This is a genomic window from Methylobacterium marchantiae, from assembly GCF_042679825.1.
GTDB classification, from domain to species: Bacteria; Pseudomonadota; Alphaproteobacteria; order Rhizobiales; family Beijerinckiaceae; genus Methylobacterium; species Methylobacterium marchantiae.
In genome coordinates this window covers 19,131-37,292 of the sequence record NZ_JBHTND010000038.1, presented here as the reverse complement: position 1 = coordinate 37,292, position 18,162 = coordinate 19,131, and the positions used below count along the sequence as shown (strand labels likewise).

Below are 18,162 nucleotides of genomic sequence, written 5' to 3'. Positions count from 1 at the left end.
CCGGGACGACCACCGAAGCCGCCGGGACGACCGCCGCCGGGGCGCTGGCCCTGGCGCTGGCCGGGACGCTGGCCCTGGGGTGCCGGACGGCGCTCCTCGGCCTGTGCGGCCTCGGCGGCTTCCTGCCGGCTCGGGGGGCTGAAGCCCTCGGGGAAGCTGCCCACGGGGATCTTCTGGCGCGTGGTGCGCTCGATGTCCCGCAGGTAGGCCTTCTCCTCGTCGTTGCAGAACGAGATCGCGAGACCGTTCGCTCCGGCGCGCGCGGTGCGGCCGATGCGGTGGACGTAGCTCTCGGGCACGTTGGGCAGGTCGTAGTTGATGACGTGGCTCACCGCCTCGACATCGATACCGCGGGCGGCGATGTCGGTGGCCACCAGCACCCGGCACGACCCGTCCTTGAAGGCGGCGAGCGCCCGCTCGCGCTGCGGCTGGGACTTGTTGCCGTGGATGGCGGAGGCGTTGATCCCGACCTTCTCCAGGCCGCGCACGACGCGGTCGGCGCCATGCTTGGTCCGCGTGAAGACGAGCACGCGCTCGATCTTCGGATCGCGCAGGATGTGGTTCAGCAGGGCCTGCTTCGCGCCGGTATGGGCGAAGATGACCTCCTGGGTCACGCGCTCGGCGGTGGTCGCCACCGGCGTGACGGCGACCTGCACCGGATCGCGGAGGTACTGGTCGGCGAGGCCGGCGATGTTCTTCGGCATGGTCGCCGAGAAGAACAGGCTCTGGCGCTCCTTCGGCAGCATCTTCACGATGCGCTTGAGGGCGTGGATGAAGCCGAGGTCGAGCATCTGGTCGGCTTCGTCGAGGACGAGGATCTCGACGGCCTCGAGGGTCAGCGAGCGGCGCTCGATGAGGTCCATGAGGCGGCCGGGCGTGGCGACGAGGATGTCGACGCCGTTGGCGAGCGCCTTCTCCTGGCGGGAGATCGTGACGCCGCCGAACACCACGGTGTTGGTGAAGGACAGGTGCTTGCCGTAATCCGAGAAGCTCTCGGCGATCTGGTTGGCGAGCTCGCGGGTGGGCGAGAGCACGAGGACGCGGCAGCCGCGGCGGATCGCCTTGCGCGGATTCTGGGCTAGGCGGTGCAGGATCGGCAGCGCGAAGGCCGCGGTCTTACCGGTGCCGGTCTGGGCGATGCCGCAGAGGTCGCGGCCTTCCATGGCGGGGCGGATGGCCTGGGCCTGGATCGGGGTCGGAATCTTGTAGCCGGCCTCATCCAGGGCGCGCAGCACGGGCTGAGCGAGGCCGAAATCGGTGAATTGGGTCAAGGGTAGACTTTCAGGCAGCGGGACCGGCCGGACACCATCGGAAACGATGGTCGTCATGTGGTAAGGTCTGGTCCGTTGAGCTGGAGGTCGCCCGCGTGATGGGGCGATCCGGGTGCATGCACGTTGAAGAGAGGGGCTCAGGTCGCTTGGGTCGCGCTGACGCGCAATCGGCGATCCGTCACGCAGCCCTCTCAAGCGAACCTGTCACGGCCGCTGACGCTGCAACTGCGATATGCGCTTTCGCGCCTGCGAAGTCAATCTCACCGCCGAGCCATACGCTGAGCGCGTGGACGCACCCCGCTACCAGCCGAACCGCGCCATCTGGGCGAGCTTGGCCTGGACCGCCTTGTCGTCGCGGCCGAGGGAGGCGAAGCTCTGCGACAGGCCGTAGCAGGTGCCGCAGAACGTGAGCTGCAGCAGCGGCATCGTCTCCGCCCTGAATCGGGAGACCGAGCCGATCAGGCAGGTGATCACCACCTCGTCCTCGGGGCTGCCGATGCAATCGCCGCGCGGGCTGCCGAACAGGGCGCGATTCGGATAGGCCAGGGCGATGGTCGTGCCGCCCCGCCGATCCGGCGCCGGCGGCAGGGTGTAGCTGCGCACGAACAGGCCCGCGAGCAGGAGCATCAGGCCGAGGCCGCCGAGGAGCCGCATGGTCAGGCGCTCTCGTCGAAGCGGGTCCGGTGGAACACCTCCGTCCCGGCCCCGTCGATGACCCGCACCGCCTCGGCCGGTCCGCCGGAGCGCTGCGGCGCCCGGGCCCGCGCGAACATCAGAAGCGCGCGTTCCGTCGCGCTCTCGGCCCCGCTGGCGCGGATCGACAGGCGCTGGCGGATGCGATCCTCGCCCTCGTCCTCGGAGCCGAGGATCTCGATGTGGAACGTCTCGCGCGGGGTCACGATCGGGCCGGCTCCGGACGCGGTCTATGGTGATGGCTGATCATTCCGGAGAGCTTTCGCCTCAACGCGCCGCGTGTGCAAGGTCGCGACTGTGCAAGCCGGGGGCGGATGTGATTGAGTGGCGCCGATCTTCTTCAACGGACAGAGCAGACATGGCGTCTTCGCATTTCGTCACGACCGACTGGCTCAAGGAGCGCCTCGGCGCACCCGGCATCATCGTGCTCGATGCGTCGTGGTACCTGCCCGCCCAGGGGCGCGATGCCGCAGCCGAATACGAGGCAGCCCATATCCCCGGCGCGATCCGCTTCGACATCGATGCCATGAGCGACGAGACCTCGTCCCTGCCGCACATGCTGCCGCGGCCGGAGGTGTTCGCCTCGCGCATGCGCAACCTCGGCATCGGCGACGGCATGCACATCATCGTCTATGACGGGATGGGCCTGTTCTCCGCGCCGCGGGTCTGGTGGATGCTGCGCACCTTCGGCGTGCGCGACGTCCAGATCCTCGAAGGCGGTTTTCCGGCCTGGCTCGCCTCGGGCGGCCGGACGGAGGACGGTGACGGCCCCCAGCGCGACCGGCGCCACTTCTCGGCCCGCCTCGACAACGGCGCCGTGGCCGATGCCGGCGACGTCGCCCGCGCCCTGGAGAGCGGTTCGGCCCAGGTCGTGGATGCCCGCTCCGCCCCGCGTTTCCGCGGCGAAGAGGCCGAACCGCGTCCCGGCGTCCGCCCCGGCCACATGCCCGGTGCGCGCAACGTCCATTATTCGGCGCTTCAGACCGATGGCCGCCTCAAGGATGCGGATGCCCTGCGCAAGGTCTTCGCCGATGCCGGCGTCGATCCGAGCCGGCCCGTCGTCACCACCTGCGGTTCCGGCGTGACCGCGGCCATCGTCTCGCTCGCCCTGGAGACCCTCGGGCATCCGGCCAAGGCCCTCTACGACGGCTCCTGGTCCGAATGGGGTGTCGACCTCGCGCGTCCCGTCGCCACCGGGCCGGCCTGAGGCGGTCAAAGACCGAGCCCGCACGCGCGTGGCCCCTCATCGATCGAGCGTCGCGGCTCCGTCTCCCGATGCGGCGCCGGCGCGGCAGCGCTCCGACGGGCGCGTCGGCGTGCGCGTCGTCCGCCACGGGGCCGGCACCCATATCGCCGACCTGTCCGAGGCCGGACCGCTGCGCCTGCGGCTTCCGCGCCATGGCGCGGGCCCCTGCGAGGCGGTCCTCCTCAACACGGCGGGCGGCATCGCCTGCGGCGACCGGTTTCAGGTGGAAGCGATCGTCGATGCGGCGGCGCATCTCGTCGTGACGACCACCGCCGCCGAGAAGATCTACAAATCCGACGGCCCGTCGAGCCACGTCGGCACGCGGGCGACCCTCGCCGAGGGCGCCCGCCTCGACTGGCTGCCCCAGGAGACCATCCTGTTCGACCGGGCTCGGCTGGAACGGCGCTTCGAGGCGGATCTCGCCGCGGATGCGCGGCTGCTCGCTTTCGAGGCAATCGTCTTCGGGCGCACGGCCCGCGACGAGCGCCTGGAATCCGGCCTGTTCCGGGATGTGTGGCGCATCCGCCGGGCCGGGCGGCTGGCCTATGCCGAGTCCCTCGCCTTCGACGGTCCCATCACGGCCCTGCTCGAACGGCCCGCCCTCGGTGGCGGTGCCCGGGCCATGGCGACCCTACTCGACGTCTCACCGGATGCGGAGGCCCGACTGGAGGCGTTTCGGAGCCATGTCGAAACCCTGGGATCGCCGGGGGTGGATATCGCCGCCAGTGCCTGGAACGGGCACCTCGTTGCCCGATTCTTGAGCGCCGACCCCGATGCCCTGCGGGCGACGGCCGCCCGTGTGCTGGTGGCCTATCGCGGCACGCCGATGCCGCGGGTCTGGCAGAGCTGAGACCTGTCGTCACCCACTCCCCTCGCCCTGGAACGGATGGATCGGCGGGATCAGGGCGGCGGCCAGTTCGAGGCGACCCGAGATGACGCCGCGCTCGGTGATCATGGTGTCGGCGATGGTCTGCAGCGTCGCCGCCGGCCCCTGGACCAGGACCACTTCGAGGGTCTGGTTGTTCATCAGGTGGACGTGGAGCGAGGAGATGACCTCGGCGATGTAGCGCCGCTGCAGGTCGGCCAGACGTTGCTGCACGCCGGGCGCGAGGTGATCGTAGAACAGCGTGATCGTGCCCACCATCACCCGGTCGCCGACCTTGTGGCGGTGCTCCACGAGTGAGCGGTGGAGGATCGTCGCCACTGCCTGGGAGCGGCTGGCGAAGCCCCGCTCCCCCACCATGGTGTCGAGCTCGCACAGAAGATCCTCGGACAGCGACAGGCTGATCCGGCTCACCGGCCTGCGCCGCCCCCCTGTGCCCTCTTCCGGCATTACCCCATCATCGGTGGTCGCCAGGGTCTCGTCGCCACCCGCCATCGGGCCTCCTCCTGCATGCCGGGAACGGTCCTGGCACGTCTCTTGTATGGGTGAAACGCAATCGGTATTACGATTTCTAGCGATCGTACTACGCGGTTCGGAGAATGCAGATGCAACTTTCCTCGATCCTGACCGTCGGACGCAAGGCGGTCGCGGGCTGCGCCCTCGCCCTCGGCCTCTTCACGGCCTCCGCCTCCATCCCCGTGGCGCACTCCGCCGAGCCCCTGCGCATCGGCTACAGCGACTGGCCCGGCTGGGTGGCCTGGCAGGTCGCCATCGAGAAGGGCTGGCTGAAGGAAGCCGGGATCGACGCGAAGTTCGAGTGGTTCGACTACTCGGCCTCCATGGACGCGTTCTCCGCCGGCAAGCTCGACGCCGTCACCTGCACCAACGGCGATGCCCTGGTGATGGGCGGCAATGGCGCCAAGAACGTCATGATCATGCTCACCGACTATTCGAACGGCAACGACATCATCGTCGGCAAGCCGGGCGTGAAGACGCTGGCCGATCTGAAGGGCAAGAAGGTCGGCCTCGAAGTCGGCCTCGTGGAGCACCTGCTCCTCATCAACGGTCTCGCCAAGCTCGGCCTCAAGGAGACCGACGTCACCCTGGTCAACGCCAAGACCAACGAGACGCCGCAGGTCCTCGCCTCGGGCGACGTCTCGGCCATCGGCGCCTGGCAGCCGATCGCCGGCCAGGCGATGAAGGGCGCGGCCGGTGCCAAGCCGCTCTACTCCTCCGCCGACGAGCCGGGCCTGATCTACGACGTGGTCGCCGTCTCCCCCGCGAGCCTGTCCGGACGGCGGGCCGAATGGATCAAGTTCGTCGGCGTCTGGGACAAGGTCGTCGCCTATATCCAGGACCCGAAGACGCAGCCCGACGCGGTGGCGATCATGGCCGCCAAGGTCGGCATCGACGCGCCCACCTTCACCCGCTTCCTCAAGGGCACCAAGCTCCTCACCCTCGCCGAGGGCGCCAAGGTGATGAAGGAGGCCGACGGCTTCGGGTCGCTCTACGGCTCCAGCCGCTACGCCGACGCCTTCAACGTCAAGTACGAGGTCTACAAGACCGCGCAGGACGTGAAGAGCTACATCGACCCGGCGCTGACCGACGGCAAATGAGCACGGAGATGCGCCACGGCGTGGAGCGAGCGTCCCTTCTCCCCCCTGCGGGAGAAGGTGGCCCGCGCAGCGGGTCGGATGAGGGGAGCGCCCCCTCTGGAGAGACCGCCACCTCTCCCGCCCACTCCGTGGGCACCCTCGCCCGCGAAGGGGGAAAGGACGCGCTCGACGTGCCGCCGTCCAAACGCCGCCGGTCCTGGATCGGCGTGGCGCGGCCGCTCTCGCCGCGCCGGCGGACGGTGCTCGCCATCCTGTCGTTCCTGATCCCGCTCCTCACCTGGGCGGCGGTCTCCTACGTGCCGTTCCTGTGGCATCCGCTGGTGGAGGTGACCGATCCCGGCGACATCGCCTGGATGGAGCCCGGCATGCGCGTGCCGAAGGCCGCCTTCGCCGACGAGGTCGCCACGGCCAAGGCCGCCGGCACCGCCGAGCCGGCGGGCAAGCCCGCCAACCCGGTCTATCTCCCCGCTCCGCACGAGGTGGCCACCGCGTTCTGGACCTCGCTGACGGCGCAGCCGACGCAGCGCGACGCCATCCGCCTTCCCTTGAGCCTGTGGCACTCGATCCAGATTATCTTCTGGGGCTTCGTCCTGTCGTCGATCGTCGGCGTTCCGCTGGGCATCCTCTGCGGGGCGCAGCCGACCCTCGCCCGCGTGACCGAGCCGGTCATCGAGTTCGTGCGCTACATGCCGGCGCCGGCCTTCGGCGCGCTGATGGTGGCGATCCTCGGCATCTATGACGGGCCCAAGATCGCGATCATCGTCATCGGCACGTTCTTCCAGCAGGTGCTGGTCATCGCCAACACCACGCGGCGGATCGAGCCGCTGCTGATCGAGGCGGCGCTGACCCTGGGCGCGCGCAACCTGCGCCTGATCCGCCGGGTGATCGTGCCGGCGATGCTGCCGCAGCTCTATCGCGACCAGCGCATCCTGCTCGGCTGGGCCTGGACCTACCTCATCGTCGCCGAGCTCATCGGCACCTCGTCGGGCATCACGTTCTTCATCACGCAACAGGCCCGCTACCAGCATTTCGACAACGTCTACGCCGCGATCCTCATCATCGGCCTCGTCGGCTCGGCCACCGACCTCGCCCTCGCCTGGCTCGGCCGCCGGCTGTTTCCCTACGACAGGAGCGAAGCGTGAATCCCGTCTCTCCAGTCGTCTTGCCGCTCGAGGCCTGCGACTACCGCACCCAGTGCGAGCCGGTTCGCGCCCGGTTCGACAAGTTGAAGAGCCGCGAGGTCGCCCTCCGGGTCGACAAGCTGACGAAGACCTTCGCCAAGCCGGGTGGCGGCACCACGGTGGCGCTGAAGGACATCGACCTCGTCACCCACCGGCGCGAGTTCCTCTGCGTCGTCGGGCCTTCGGGCTGCGGCAAGTCCACCTTCGTGCGCATCCTCGCCGGCCTCGAGACCTCGACCTCGGGTGTCGTCAGCGTCGAGGGGGTGCCGGTCTCCGGTCCCGGCGCCGACCGGGGCATGGTGTTCCAGGGCTACACGCTGTTCCCGTGGCTCAGCGTCCTGCGCAACGTCGCCTTCGGCCTGGAGGAGAATGGCACGCCGCGCCGTGAGGCCGAGCGCGAGGCCCGGCAATGGCTGGCGTTGATCGGGCTCGAAGCCTTCGCCGACAGCTACCCGCACCAGCTCTCCGGCGGGATGAAGCAGCGCGTGGCCATCGCCCGGGCGCTCGCCACCCGCCCGCGCATCCTGCTCATGGACGAGCCGTTCTCGGCCCTCGACACCCAGTCGCGCGCCCGGATGCAGGCGTATCTCATCGAGATATGGAAGAAGATCGACATCACCATCGTCTTCATCACCCACGACCTCGACGAGGCGGTGCATCTGGCCGACCGCATCCTCGTCCTCAGCGCCCATCCGGGCGAGGTCGCCGAGCTCATCGAGGTGCCGGTGCCGCGCCCGCGCAGCCACAACCAGGCGCTCACCCCGGAATTCCGCGCCACCCGCGCCCGCCTCGACGCGCTGATCCACCCGCCGAAGGACGAGGCCGAAGAATCCGTGGCGCCGGATGTCGTGACGCGCATGACCTCCGCCGGGGACGAGGTGGAATGAGAATGTTCCACGGGGTCAGGCCGCTTCGCACGATGGATCGGACGCTGCGCGGCTTTCCGCGCTGGGCCCCGGATCGGGTTCCGCTGACGCTTCACCCGTCCGGGGAAGGGGCGCGGATGGTGTCGGACGGCGCGAGCGCTTCTCTTCCTCACCGAACAATCCGCAGCCCCTTTCCTGGACGCCCGGAGCGCCAGCGGAGGGCGATCCGGGACCCAGCGTGGGATGCGCCGCGTCGTCGGCTCGAAGCGGGGGGCTCGGGGGGTCGGACGCTTCGCGGCTTCCTGAGCTGGGCCCCGGCTCGGGCTACGCTGCCGCTTCGCCCGTCCGGGGAAGGGGCGCGGATGGTGTCGGACGGCGCGAGCGCTTCTCTTCCTCACCGAACAATCCGCAGCCCCTTTCCTGGACGCCCGGAGCGCCAGCGGAGGGCGATCCGGGACCCAGCGTGGGATGCGCCGCGTCGTCGGCTCGAAGCGGGGGGCTCGGGGGGTCGGACGCTTCGCGGCTTCCTGAGCTGGGCCCCGGCTCGGGCTACGCTGCCGCTTCGCCCGTCCGGGGAAGGGGCGCCGGTCATGGGCGACTGCGTATCGGGGGGCGTCGCATGACCGCCCTCTCCCCCCTCCTCTGGGCGAACCGGACCTGGGGCGAACTCCCCGGCGACCTCGCTGCCGTCTCGCACGCGGCGATCCTGCCCGTGGGAGCCACCGAGCAGCACGGGCCGCATCTCGGCACCGGCATGGATTTCGTGCTGGCCGAAAAGCTGGCCCATGCGGTCTCGGCTCGGACCCGCGTGCCGGTGCTGCCGACCCTGCCCTATGGCTGTTCCCTCGGGCATAGCCGGCGCTGGCCGGGCACGATCACCCTCGATCCCGTGATGATGTCGCGGCTCGTGGCCCAGATCGGCACATCCGCCTACCAGTCCGGCGTGCGGCGGCTGTTCATCGTCAACGCGCATGTCACCAACGCCGCGCCCCTGCGCTGCGCCCTGGAGATGCTGCGCGCCGCCCATGACGACCTGATGGTCGCCCTGGTGAATTCGGCGACGGTGAGCGAGCGCGTCCGCGCCGCGCATTTCGCCGATGCCGGTGACTGGCACGCCAATGCCGCCGAGACCTCGCTGATGCTGGCGCTGGCGCCGGATCTGGTCCGGCCGGACCGTATCGCCGAGGCCGACGATCCCGACCGGACGGAGGGGCTGGTCTTCTCCCATCCGGTCAACCGCACCAGCCTGAACGGCGTCACCGGCCGTCCCTCGCAGGCGAGCTTCGCCGAGGGCGAGCGGCTGTTCGCCTGGATGGTCGACGACCTGTCGGACCTCGTCCAGCGCGGCCTCTCCGAGACCCCGCCCCTTCCCCATCCCTACGACGTACCCGCGTAAGAGGAGCGAGCCCGTGGCTCACAAGACCGATATCGACCCCGCCATCTCGAAGCTGCAGGACGAGCTGCGCGCCAAGGGCGTGAAATACGTCATCGGCGCCTATGTCGACATCCATGGCGTGCAGAAGGCCAAGGTGGTGCCCATCGACCACCTGCCGCAGATGGCGGCGGGGTCGGAGCGCTATACCGGCTACGCCCTCGACGGGCTCGGCCAGGCCCCGAACGAGGACGAGCTCGCCTCGGTCCCCGATTTCTCGGGGTTGATTCAGCTGCCCTGGGAATCGAAGCTCGCCTGGTGCCCGGCCGACCTGACCTTCCAGGGCCAGCCCTACCCGCTCTCTACCCGCGTCGCCCTCAAGACCGTGCTGAAGGACGCAGAGGCCATGGGCTTCGGCTTCAACCTCGGCATCGAATGCGAGATCTTCCTGCTCAAGCAGGAGGTGGACGGCTCGCTCCATACGCCGATCCCCGACGATAAGCTGGTGAAGCCCTGCTACGACGTGCGCGGCTTCGTCGACAACTTCTCTTGGCTCGACAAGGTCGCCACCACGATCAACGATCTCGGCTGGGACCTCTATTCCTTCGACCACGAGGATGCCTGCGGACAGTTCGAGTTCGACTTCAACTATGCCGACGCCCTGACCATGTGCGACCGGCTCACCTTCTTCCGCATGATGGCGAAGCACTACGCCAAGGAGGAAGGCCTCATCGCCACGATGATGCCGAAGCCCTTCGCCGACCGCACCGGCAACGGCGCGCATTTCAACATGTCGCTCTCCGACAAGGAGACCGGCCGGAACGCCTTCGCCTGCGACCCATCGGCCGATCCGCGCGGTCTCGGCCTCACCGAGACCGGCTATCACTTCATCGGCGGCGTGCTGAAGCACGGGCGGGCGCTGTGCGCCGCCTTCGCGCCCACGGTAAACAGCTACAAGCGCCTCGTGCGCCAGGGCTCCATGGCCGGCTTCTCCTGGGCGCCGGTGTTCAATTCCTACGGCTCGAACAACCGCACCAATTCGGTGCGCGTGCCCGCCGGCGGTGGACGCTGCGAGAGCCGCAACGCCGACGGCGCGGTGAACCCCTACCTCGCCGCCGCCCTGGTCCTCGCCGCCGGGCTGGAGGGCGTGCGCGAGCGAATCGACCCCGGCGCGCCCAACGAGGACAACCTCTACGACCTCACCGACGCGCAGCGCGCCGAACGCGGCATCGAGTTCCTGCCCCAGACCCTCGCCGAGGCCGTGGAGGCCTTCGCCGCCGACCCGCTGGTGGAGAAGACTCTGGGCAAGGCGCTGCGCGACGAGTTCATCCGCTACAAGCGCGCCGAGTGGGACGAATATCACCTCACGGTCAGTGCCTGGGAGATCGAGCGTTACAGCCATCTTTTCTAGTCGTTAACCGTTTCGCGAAGCATAGCCTCAACCCGACCATGCTTTTCTCCTATCGTCACTCGGATAGTCCGATGAGACGGCCAGGCATCGTCTGGCCGCGGGCGGAGCCGCGAGAGGGGATTGGCCATGGAGATCGCGAGGCTGCTTCATACGTTCGGCGGGCCGATGCTGGCGCTGTTCGGCGGCATCGGGGTGCGGTCCGTCGGAACGCTCGTGACCGGCATCGGAAGCCGCACCGCGACCGTGGATTTCAGCGATGCGCCGCGCCCCTGCAAACCCTACCGCCCGGAGCGGGAGCGCATCGTCTCGGGCGACCCCGCTCAGACGGTGAGCTTCGCCTACCAGAGCGAGGACGGCCACTTCTTGGCCGGAACCTGGACCTGCCAGCCGGGCAAGTGGCACATCGAATTCGCGCAGAACGAGTTCGTCCACATCCTCGAAGGGGTGGTGGTCGTCACCGACGGGAACGGGCTCGCCAAGACCTACCGGGCGGGGGATGCGTTCGTCTCCCCCGCGGGCTTCGCCGGCACCTGGGACGTCAGGGATCCGGTCCGCAAGTACTTCACACTCGGTGGTCCGCCGGGTTAAGCAGCACCGCTAACGACGCATGCCCGCCGGGACGACCCGGCCGCGCCAGGGCTGTTTTTCCGGGACGACCCGGAGAACAGCCTTGAGGAGACGGGCATGACCGACACAGCCAGCATCATCGCCGAGAATCGGCGCCGCTACGAGGAATTGAAGGCGCAGGGCCAGGGCCATGCCCCTCTCGCCCTGCCTCCGCCTTCGGTGCGGGGCTTGCCCCTCGACGAATCGGCGATCCTCCACACCGAGACCATCCCCGGCGGCTGGTACTGCACCTTCGAGCTCAATGCCGGCGAGGCCCTGCGGATCGGCCTCGACCACGGCCCGTCCAGCGTCGCCCTGGTGGCCTGGAACGCCGCCGAGACGTCGGAGCGCCTGAACTACGCCGACACCGTGAAGGTCCAGTGGACCGCCGCCCTGCAGCGGGGCCGAGTGCTGTTCTCCGACATGGGCCGGGTGATGCTCTCGCTCATCGAGGATTCCTGTGGCGCGCACGACACGCTGGTGGGCGGCTCCAACGCCGCCTCCAACGCCGCGCGCTACGCCGGCGGTCCCTACCGCAACACCCGCGACAACCTCGTCCTCGCCGCCCTCAAGGCCGGGCTCGACCGGCGCGACATCCCCGCCTGCGTCAGCTTCTTCGCCCCCGTCTCCGTGGGCGCGGAGGGCCGGTTCAGCTGGAACGAGGCCGGCCGCCGCGCGGGCGACTTCGTGGATCTGCGCGCCGAGCTCGACCTCCTCGTCACCCTCTCGAACTGCCCCCACCCCCTCGACCCGAACCCGGATTACGCACCGAATCCGGTCGTGGTCACGCGCTTCCGGGCGCCCGTCGCGGCCGCAGACGATCTCTGCCGGACGGCCACGATCGAGGCCGTGCGCGGCTTCGAGAACAACGCCGCCATCGGTTTCTGAGAGGGGGACGCATCATGACGACCAACGACACCACGTTCCTTCTCGACGAGACCGTGCCGGCCCAGGCGCCGTGGTCCGGCCTCGTGCGCAAGGGCCAGATTCTGCGCATCACCGATACCGACGGCTGTCAGGCCGTCGACACCCTGTTCTATCGCGCCGCCGACATGGGCGAGCGCTATTCCTCGCAGGACACCCTGCGCGTCCAGGGCTCGGCCTATGTCACCACGGGCACGCGGCTCGTCTCCAACGAGGGCCGGGTGATGGCGGAGGTCACCGCCGATTCCTGCGGCCGGCACGACACCTCGGCGGGGGCCTGCTCCTGCGAGGCCAACACCGTGCGCTTCGGCCACGCCACCAAGTATCTCCATGCCTGCCGCGAGAACTTCGCCCTGGAGGTCGCGAAATACGGCCTGTCGAAGCGCGACATCCCGCAGAACATCAACTTCTTCATGAACGTGCCGATCGAGCAGAACGGCGAGCTCGCCATCGTCGACGGCGTCTCCTCGCCCGGCGACTACGTCGAGGTGACGGCGGCGATGGACGTGATCTGCGTGATCTCGAACTGCCCGCAGATCAACAACCCCTGCAACGGCTTCAACCCGACGCCGATCCGCGTGACGATCCGGGACGCGCTCTGATGTTCGGCAAGATCCTCATCGCCAATCGCGGCGAGATCGCCCGGCGGATCGCGCGGACCTGCCGGCGCATGGGCGTCGCGTCCGTGGCCGTCTACTCCGATGCCGACCGCTTCACCCGCGGCGTGCTGGAGGCGGACGAGGCCATCCGCCTCGGGCCGGCACCCGCCTCCGAGAGCTACCTGAACGTCGAGGCGGTGATCGCCGCCTGCAGGGCGACGGGGGCAGAGGCCGTCCATCCCGGCTACGGCTTCCTGTCGGAGAACGTCGCCTTCGCCGAGCGGCTGGCAGAGGAGGGTATCGTCTTCATCGGGCCCAAGCCGGAGCACCTGCGCGCCTTCGGCCTCAAGCACACGGCGCGCGACCTCGCACGGGCCAGCGGCGTGCCGCTCCTGCCCGGCACCGATCTGCTGCCGGACCTCGCCGCCGCCCTGGAGGTCGCCGAGACCATCGGCTACCCAGTGATGCTCAAGAGCACGGCCGGCGGCGGCGGCATCGGCATGCGCCTCTGCGCCTCGGCCGCCGAGCTGTCGGAGCATTACACCGGCGTCGAACGCACGGCCCGCGCCAGCTTCGGCGATGCCCGCGTCTATCTCGAACGCTTCGTCGGCGAGGCGCGCCACGTGGAGGTGCAGATCTTCGGCGACGGCGCGGGCCGCGTCGTGGCGCTCGGCGAGCGCGACTGCTCGCTCCAGCGCCGCAACCAGAAGGTCATCGAGGAGACCCCGGCGCCCGGCCTGTCGGACGCGGTGCGCGCACGGCTCCACGCGGCCTCGGTGGCGCTCGGCGAGAGTGTGTCCTACGCCTCGGCCGGCACGGTGGAATACATCTACGATCCGGCGCGCGAGGATTTCTCCTTCCTCGAAGTCAACACCCGGCTCCAGGTCGAGCATCCGGTGACCGAGGCGGTGTTCGGCATCGATCTCGTGGAATGGATGATCCGCCAGGCGGCCGGCGAGGACGTGATCGCCGCCGCCGGTCCCCTGGTCCCGCAGGGCGCGGCGATGGAGGCGCGGCTCTATGCCGAGATCCCGCACGCCAATTTCGCCCCCAGCGCCGGCCGCCTCACCGAGGTGCGGTTCCCGGCCGAGGCCCGCATCGACGGCTGGATCGAGACCGGCACCGAGGTCACGACCAACTACGACCCGATGCTCGCCAAGATCATCGTGACGGGCGCGGATCGCCCGGCCGCCCTCGCCGCCCTGCGCAAGGCGCTGGACGACAGCGCGGTCTCGGGGATCGAGACCAATCTCGATTATCTGCGCGCCATTGCCGGTTCCGAGCTCTTCGCCTCGGGCCGGGTCGCGACCACGGCGTTGCGCGACTTCCCCTACGCTCCGCGCAGCATCGAGGTGCTGGTCCCCGGCGCGCAATCGAGCCTGCAGGAACTGCCCGGCCGCATCGGCCTCTGGCATGTGGGCGTGCCGCCGAGCGGGCCGATGGATGCCCGCTCGTTCCGCGACGCCAACGCCCTCGTGGGCAACCCGCCCGATACCTGCGCCCTGGAACTCACCGTGTCCGGGCCGACCCTGCGGTTCCACGCCGCCGCCACCGTGGTGCTCGCCGGGGCGGCGATGACGGCGCGCCTCGACGGAATCGCGCAGCCGCACGGGAAGGCTTTCGCGGTCGAGCCCGGCCAGATCGTGAGCATCGGCGCCATCGCCGGACCCGGCCAGCGCAGCTACCTCGCCCTGCGCGGCGGTTTCGCCGCGCCCGTGATCCTCGGCTCGCGGGCGACCTTCGCGCTCGGCGCCTTCGGCGGCCACGCCACCGGCGTCCTCAAGGCCGGCGACGTGCTCCATCTCGGCGATGCGCCGGAGGTCGAGGTCTCGACGCCCACGCCCGCGCCGCTGACCCATGCCTGGGAGATCGGCGTGGTCTACGGGCCGCACGGCGCGCCGGACTTCTTCCGGGACGAGGACATTTCCGATCTGTTCTCGGCCTCTTACGAGGTGCACTTCAATTCGGCCCGCACCGGCGTGCGCCTCGTCGGCCCGACCCCGCTCTGGGCGCGCAGCGACGGCGGCGAGGCGGGGCTGCACCCGTCGAACCTCCACGACAACGCCTACGCCATCGGCGCCATCGATTTCACCGGGGACATGCCGATCCTGCTGGGGCCAGACGGCCCGAGTCTCGGCGGCTTCGTCTGCCCGGCGGTGATCGCCCGCGACGAGCAGTGGAAGATGGGGCAATTGCGACCGGGCGATACGGTGCGGTTCACGGCGGTGGAGCGGGCGGGGGACGATTCCCTCGTCCTGTCCCAACCACATCCTCATCCTGAAGTGCCGGAGCGTAGCGGAGGCCTCGAAGGAGGGCTCCAGAGAACGCCGCCGCCCCTAGAGGCCTCCTTCGAGGCCGCTTGCGCGGCACCTCAGGATGAGGTCGTTGGATTGGGGGCAGGGAAAGCTCGCGCCGGCTCGCCCATCCTCGCCACCGACTCCTCCGGGCCCGTGCCCGTCGTCTATCGCCGCCAGGGTGACGACAACCTGCTGGTCGAATACGGCCCGATGGCCCTCGACATCGGCATCCGTCTGCGCGTCCACCTCCTCGCCGAAGCCGTGGCCGAGGCGCGGTTGCCCGGCCTGATCGACCTGACGCCGGGCATCCGCTCGCTGCAGATCCATTACGACGGCGCCACGCTGCCGCGCTCACGCCTGCTAGGACAGCTGCGCGAGATCGAGGCCGCCCTGCCCGCTGTCGAGGACGTCACGGTGCCGAGCCGCATCGTCCACCTGCCCCTGTCCTGGAACGACCCGCAGGCCGAACTCGCCATGCGCAAGTACCAGGAGCTGGTCCGCCCCAACGCGCCCTGGTGCCCCTCGAACATCGAGTTCATCCGCCGGATCAACGGCTTGGAGTCGGAAGCCGACGTGAAGCGCATCATCTTCGATGCGAGCTATCTCGTGATGGGGCTGGGCGACGTCTATCTCGGCGCGCCGGTGGCGACGCCGGTGGACCCGCGCCACCGCCTCGTCACCACCAAGTACAACCCCGCCCGCACCTGGACGCCGGAGAACGCGGTGGGCATCGGCGGCGCCTATATGTGCATCTACGGCATGGAGGGGCCGGGCGGGTACCAGCTCTTCGGCCGCACGATCCAGATCTGGAACACCTGGCGGATGACGAAGGAGTTCGTCCCCGGCCATCCCTGGCTGCTGCGCCCGTTCGACCGCATCCGCTTCTTCCCGGTGAGCCACGACGAGCTCACCGAGGCGCGGGCCGCCTTCCCGCACGGCGCCTACCCGATCACGATCGAGGACGGCACCTTCTCGTATGCCGAGCACCAGGCCGAGCTCGCCCGCAACGCGCCCGAGATCACGGCCGCGAAGCTGCGCCAGCAGACCGCCTTCGAGGCCGAGCGGCAGCGCTGGAAGGACGAGGGGCTCGACAGCTTCGTCTCCGACGAGGGCGCACCGGAGGGCGAAGCCGACGCGGTGCCCGCCGGCCATGTGGGCGTGCCGACCACCGTGCCGGGCAATGTCTGGAAGGTGGTGGTCGAGGAAGGCCAGAGCATCGCCGCGGGCGAGACGGTGGCCATCCTCGAATCGATGAAGATGGAGATCGCCGTCGCGTCGCCGGTGGCGGGAATCGTGCGTGAGGTCTGGGTGAAGCCGGGGCGGACCCTGCGCGGCGGCGACCTCGTCGCCATCATCGAAGAGATCTGAGTGGGTGAGAGAGCCGACCGACATGCTGCCGACCATTCTCGACCTCTGCACCCTGCGCGATCTCTACGCATCGGGACGCCTCACCCCCGTCGCCCTCGCGGAGGCGGTCGCCGACCGCATGGCGGCCTCGAACGACCCCGCCATCTTCATCACGGCGCTCGATCGCGCGGCCCTGGTGGCGGCGGCCGAAGACCTGATGGCGCGTCATCCCGAGCCGAACTCGCTTCCGCTCTGGGGCGTCCCCTTCGCGGTGAAGGACAATATCGATGTGGCCGGCCTGCCGACGACGGCGGCCTGCCCGGCCTTCGCCTACGATGCGAAAGCGGATGCCGAGGTCGTGGCGCGCCTCAAAGCGGCGGGGGCGTTCTGCACGGCCAAGACCAATCTCGACCAGTTCGCCACCGGTCTCAACGGGACCCGCTCGCCCTACGGCGCGCCGCGCAGCGTGTTCAGCGCCGCGCATGTCTCGGGCGGGTCGAGCTCCGGCTCGGCGGTGGCCGTGGCCGCGGGGCTCGCGAGCTTCTCCCTCGGGACCGACACCGCCGGTTCGGGCCGGGTGCCGGCGATGTTCAACAACCTCGTCGGCATCAAGCCGACGCCGGGCCTGTTCAGCACGACGGGTCTCGTCCCCGCCTGCCGCAGCCTCGACTGCATCAGCGTGTTCGCGTTCAGCGTCGGCGACGGGCTCGAGATCCGTCGCATCGCGGAGGGGTTCGACGCCACCGATCCGTTCTCACGGCATGCGGTGCCGCATCCCCTCCCCGCCAAGGGTCTGCGCTTCGGCGTGCCGGCCGCGGACGAGCGCGAGTTCTATGGCGATGCCGAGCGCGAGGCCCTCTACGACGCTGCCATCGCCCGCCTCGAAGGGCTCGGCGCCGTGGCGGTGCCGTTCGATTACGCGCCGTTCCGCGAGATCGCGACGTTGCTCTACAACGGGCCGTGGGTCGCCGAGCGCCTGGCCGCCATCGCCGGGTTCTTCGCCGGGAATGCCGATGCCCTCGATCCGAGCGTGAGGAGCATCGTCGACTCCGCCAGGGGCTACAGCGCCGTCGATGCGTTCGAGGGCCGCTACGCGTTCGAGGCCCTGCGGCGGCGCACCGAGGCGACCTGGGCGGAGGTTGACATCCTGCTCCTGCCGACCTCCCCCACCACCTACACGGTGGAGGAGATGCTGGCCGACCCGATCCGCCTCAACAGCCATTTCGGCCATTACACCAACTTCGCCAACCTCCTCGGACTCGCCGCGATCGCGGTGCCGGGCGGCTTCGGCGCCGATGGCTTGCCCGGCGGCGTCACCCTGGTCGGTCCCGGCTTCAGCGACGAGGCGCTCGGCTACTGGGCCGATGCGCTCCACCGCGCGGCGGCGAGCGGAATGGGGATCGCGCGTGACGCGATCCTGCCCGAAGCGAGCCGGGTCCCCGCCCCCGAGGCGGACGAGATCGCCATCGCGGTGGTGGGCGCCCATCTCTCGGGTCTGCCGCTCAATCACCAACTCACCGATCTCGGCGGCCGGATGGTGCGGGCCGCGCGGACCTCGAGCGCATATCGCCTCTACGCCCTGCCCGGCACCCGACCGGCCAAGCCCGGGCTGATCCACGAGCCGGGCTTCGCCGGCGGCGGCCTGGAGATCGAGATCTGGGCCCTGCCGCCGGCCGGCTTCGGCCGCTTCACCGCCGCGATCCCTGCCCCCCTCGGTATCGGCAAGATCACCCTGGAGGACGGCTCCGACGTCTCCGGCTTCCTGTGCGAATCCCATGCGGTCAGGGGCGCCGAGGAGGTCACCGCGCATGGTGGCTGGCGCGCCTACCTCGCCTCCCGCTGACGGTGCC

The 18,162-nt window shown here is 69.8% G+C and carries 16 protein-coding genes; 12 read left to right on the top strand and 4 right to left on the bottom strand.

Annotation, left to right across the window (positions count from 1 at the left end; genetic code table 11):
• From ACFQ4G_RS19660 to ACFQ4G_RS19650, 3 genes are all read right to left on the bottom strand, one after another.
• A partial coding sequence (locus ACFQ4G_RS19660; RefSeq protein WP_379040900.1) for a DEAD/DEAH box helicase occupies positions 1–1,271 on the bottom strand: 1,271 nt, incomplete at its 3' end.
• A gap of 300 nt (positions 1,272–1,571) precedes the next feature.
• Positions 1,572–1,925 (bottom strand): hypothetical protein, encoded by a 354-nt coding sequence (locus tag ACFQ4G_RS19655; RefSeq protein WP_238205034.1) that lies wholly within the window; start codon positions 1,923–1,925, stop codon positions 1,572–1,574.
• Positions 1,926–1,927: 2 nt separating this feature from the next.
• On the bottom strand, positions 1,928–2,170 hold the full coding sequence (locus ACFQ4G_RS19650; protein ID WP_238205032.1) for a hypothetical protein: 243 nt from the start codon (positions 2,168–2,170) through the stop codon (positions 1,928–1,930).
• 152 nt (positions 2,171–2,322) lie between these two features.
• Between ACFQ4G_RS19650 and sseA the strand changes: the two genes are divergently transcribed.
• Entirely contained in the window at positions 2,323–3,171 is an 849-nt protein-coding gene (gene sseA / locus ACFQ4G_RS19645) for a 3-mercaptopyruvate sulfurtransferase (RefSeq protein WP_238205031.1), read from the top strand.
• Between the two features lie 28 nt (positions 3,172–3,199).
• On the top strand, positions 3,200–4,060 hold the full coding sequence (locus ACFQ4G_RS19640) for an urease accessory protein UreD (RefSeq protein WP_238205030.1): 861 nt from the start codon (positions 3,200–3,202) through the stop codon (positions 4,058–4,060).
• A 9-nt stretch (positions 4,061–4,069) separates the two neighbouring features.
• Here the strand turns inward: ACFQ4G_RS19640 and nikR are convergent, their stop codons facing one another.
• Positions 4,070–4,588, bottom strand: a complete 519-nt coding sequence (nikR, locus tag ACFQ4G_RS19635; RefSeq protein WP_238205029.1) for a nickel-responsive transcriptional regulator NikR — start codon at positions 4,586–4,588, stop codon at positions 4,070–4,072.
• A gap of 104 nt (positions 4,589–4,692) precedes the next feature.
• Here nikR and ACFQ4G_RS19630 point away from each other — a divergent pair, with 104 nt between their 5' ends.
• The 10 genes from ACFQ4G_RS19630 (at position 4,693) to atzF (ending at position 18,155) form a co-directional block, all read left to right on the top strand.
• Entirely contained in the window at positions 4,693–5,709 is a 1,017-nt protein-coding gene (locus ACFQ4G_RS19630) for an ABC transporter substrate-binding protein (protein ID WP_379040896.1), read from the top strand.
• Positions 5,706–6,851 carry an ABC transporter permease gene (locus tag ACFQ4G_RS19625; RefSeq protein ID WP_238205027.1) on the top strand — a complete coding sequence of 382 codons (1,146 nt, stop codon included), beginning with the start codon at positions 5,706–5,708 and terminating at the stop codon, positions 6,849–6,851. Before ACFQ4G_RS19630 ends, ACFQ4G_RS19625 begins: the two co-directional genes overlap by 4 nt.
• The gene (locus ACFQ4G_RS19620) at positions 6,848–7,777 is read left to right on the top strand and encodes an ABC transporter ATP-binding protein (RefSeq protein ID WP_238205026.1); all 930 of its coding nucleotides are present in this window, start codon (positions 6,848–6,850) and stop codon (positions 7,775–7,777) included. The genes ACFQ4G_RS19625 and ACFQ4G_RS19620 overlap by 4 nt, the downstream gene beginning before the upstream one ends.
• 598 nt (positions 7,778–8,375) lie before the next feature.
• The gene (locus ACFQ4G_RS19615) at positions 8,376–9,152 is read left to right on the top strand and encodes a creatininase family protein (RefSeq protein WP_238208767.1); all 777 of its coding nucleotides are present in this window, start codon (positions 8,376–8,378) and stop codon (positions 9,150–9,152) included.
• A 13-nt stretch (positions 9,153–9,165) separates the two neighbouring features.
• On the top strand, positions 9,166–10,539 hold the full coding sequence (gene glnT / locus ACFQ4G_RS19610) for a type III glutamate--ammonia ligase (protein ID WP_238208764.1): 1,374 nt from the start codon (positions 9,166–9,168) through the stop codon (positions 10,537–10,539).
• A gap of 126 nt (positions 10,540–10,665) precedes the next feature.
• A complete protein-coding gene (locus ACFQ4G_RS19605) occupies positions 10,666–11,127 on the top strand; it encodes a cupin domain-containing protein (RefSeq protein ID WP_238208763.1) in 462 nt (153 codons plus the stop codon).
• Between the two features lie 96 nt (positions 11,128–11,223).
• Positions 11,224–12,033: an urea amidolyase associated protein UAAP1 gene (locus ACFQ4G_RS19600; protein WP_238208762.1), complete on the top strand. Its 810-nt coding sequence runs from the start codon at positions 11,224–11,226 to the stop codon at positions 12,031–12,033.
• Between the two features lie 14 nt (positions 12,034–12,047).
• On the top strand, positions 12,048–12,671 hold the full coding sequence (locus ACFQ4G_RS19595) for an urea amidolyase associated protein UAAP2 (RefSeq protein WP_238208761.1): 624 nt from the start codon (positions 12,048–12,050) through the stop codon (positions 12,669–12,671).
• On the top strand, positions 12,671–16,333 hold the full coding sequence (gene uca, locus ACFQ4G_RS19590) for an urea carboxylase (protein WP_238208760.1): 3,663 nt from the start codon (positions 12,671–12,673) through the stop codon (positions 16,331–16,333). The genes ACFQ4G_RS19595 and uca overlap by 1 nt, the downstream gene beginning before the upstream one ends.
• A gap of 22 nt (positions 16,334–16,355) precedes the next feature.
• On the top strand, positions 16,356–18,155 hold the full coding sequence (gene atzF / locus ACFQ4G_RS19585) for an allophanate hydrolase (protein ID WP_238208766.1): 1,800 nt from the start codon (positions 16,356–16,358) through the stop codon (positions 18,153–18,155).
• Positions 18,156–18,162 lie beyond the last annotated feature (7 nt).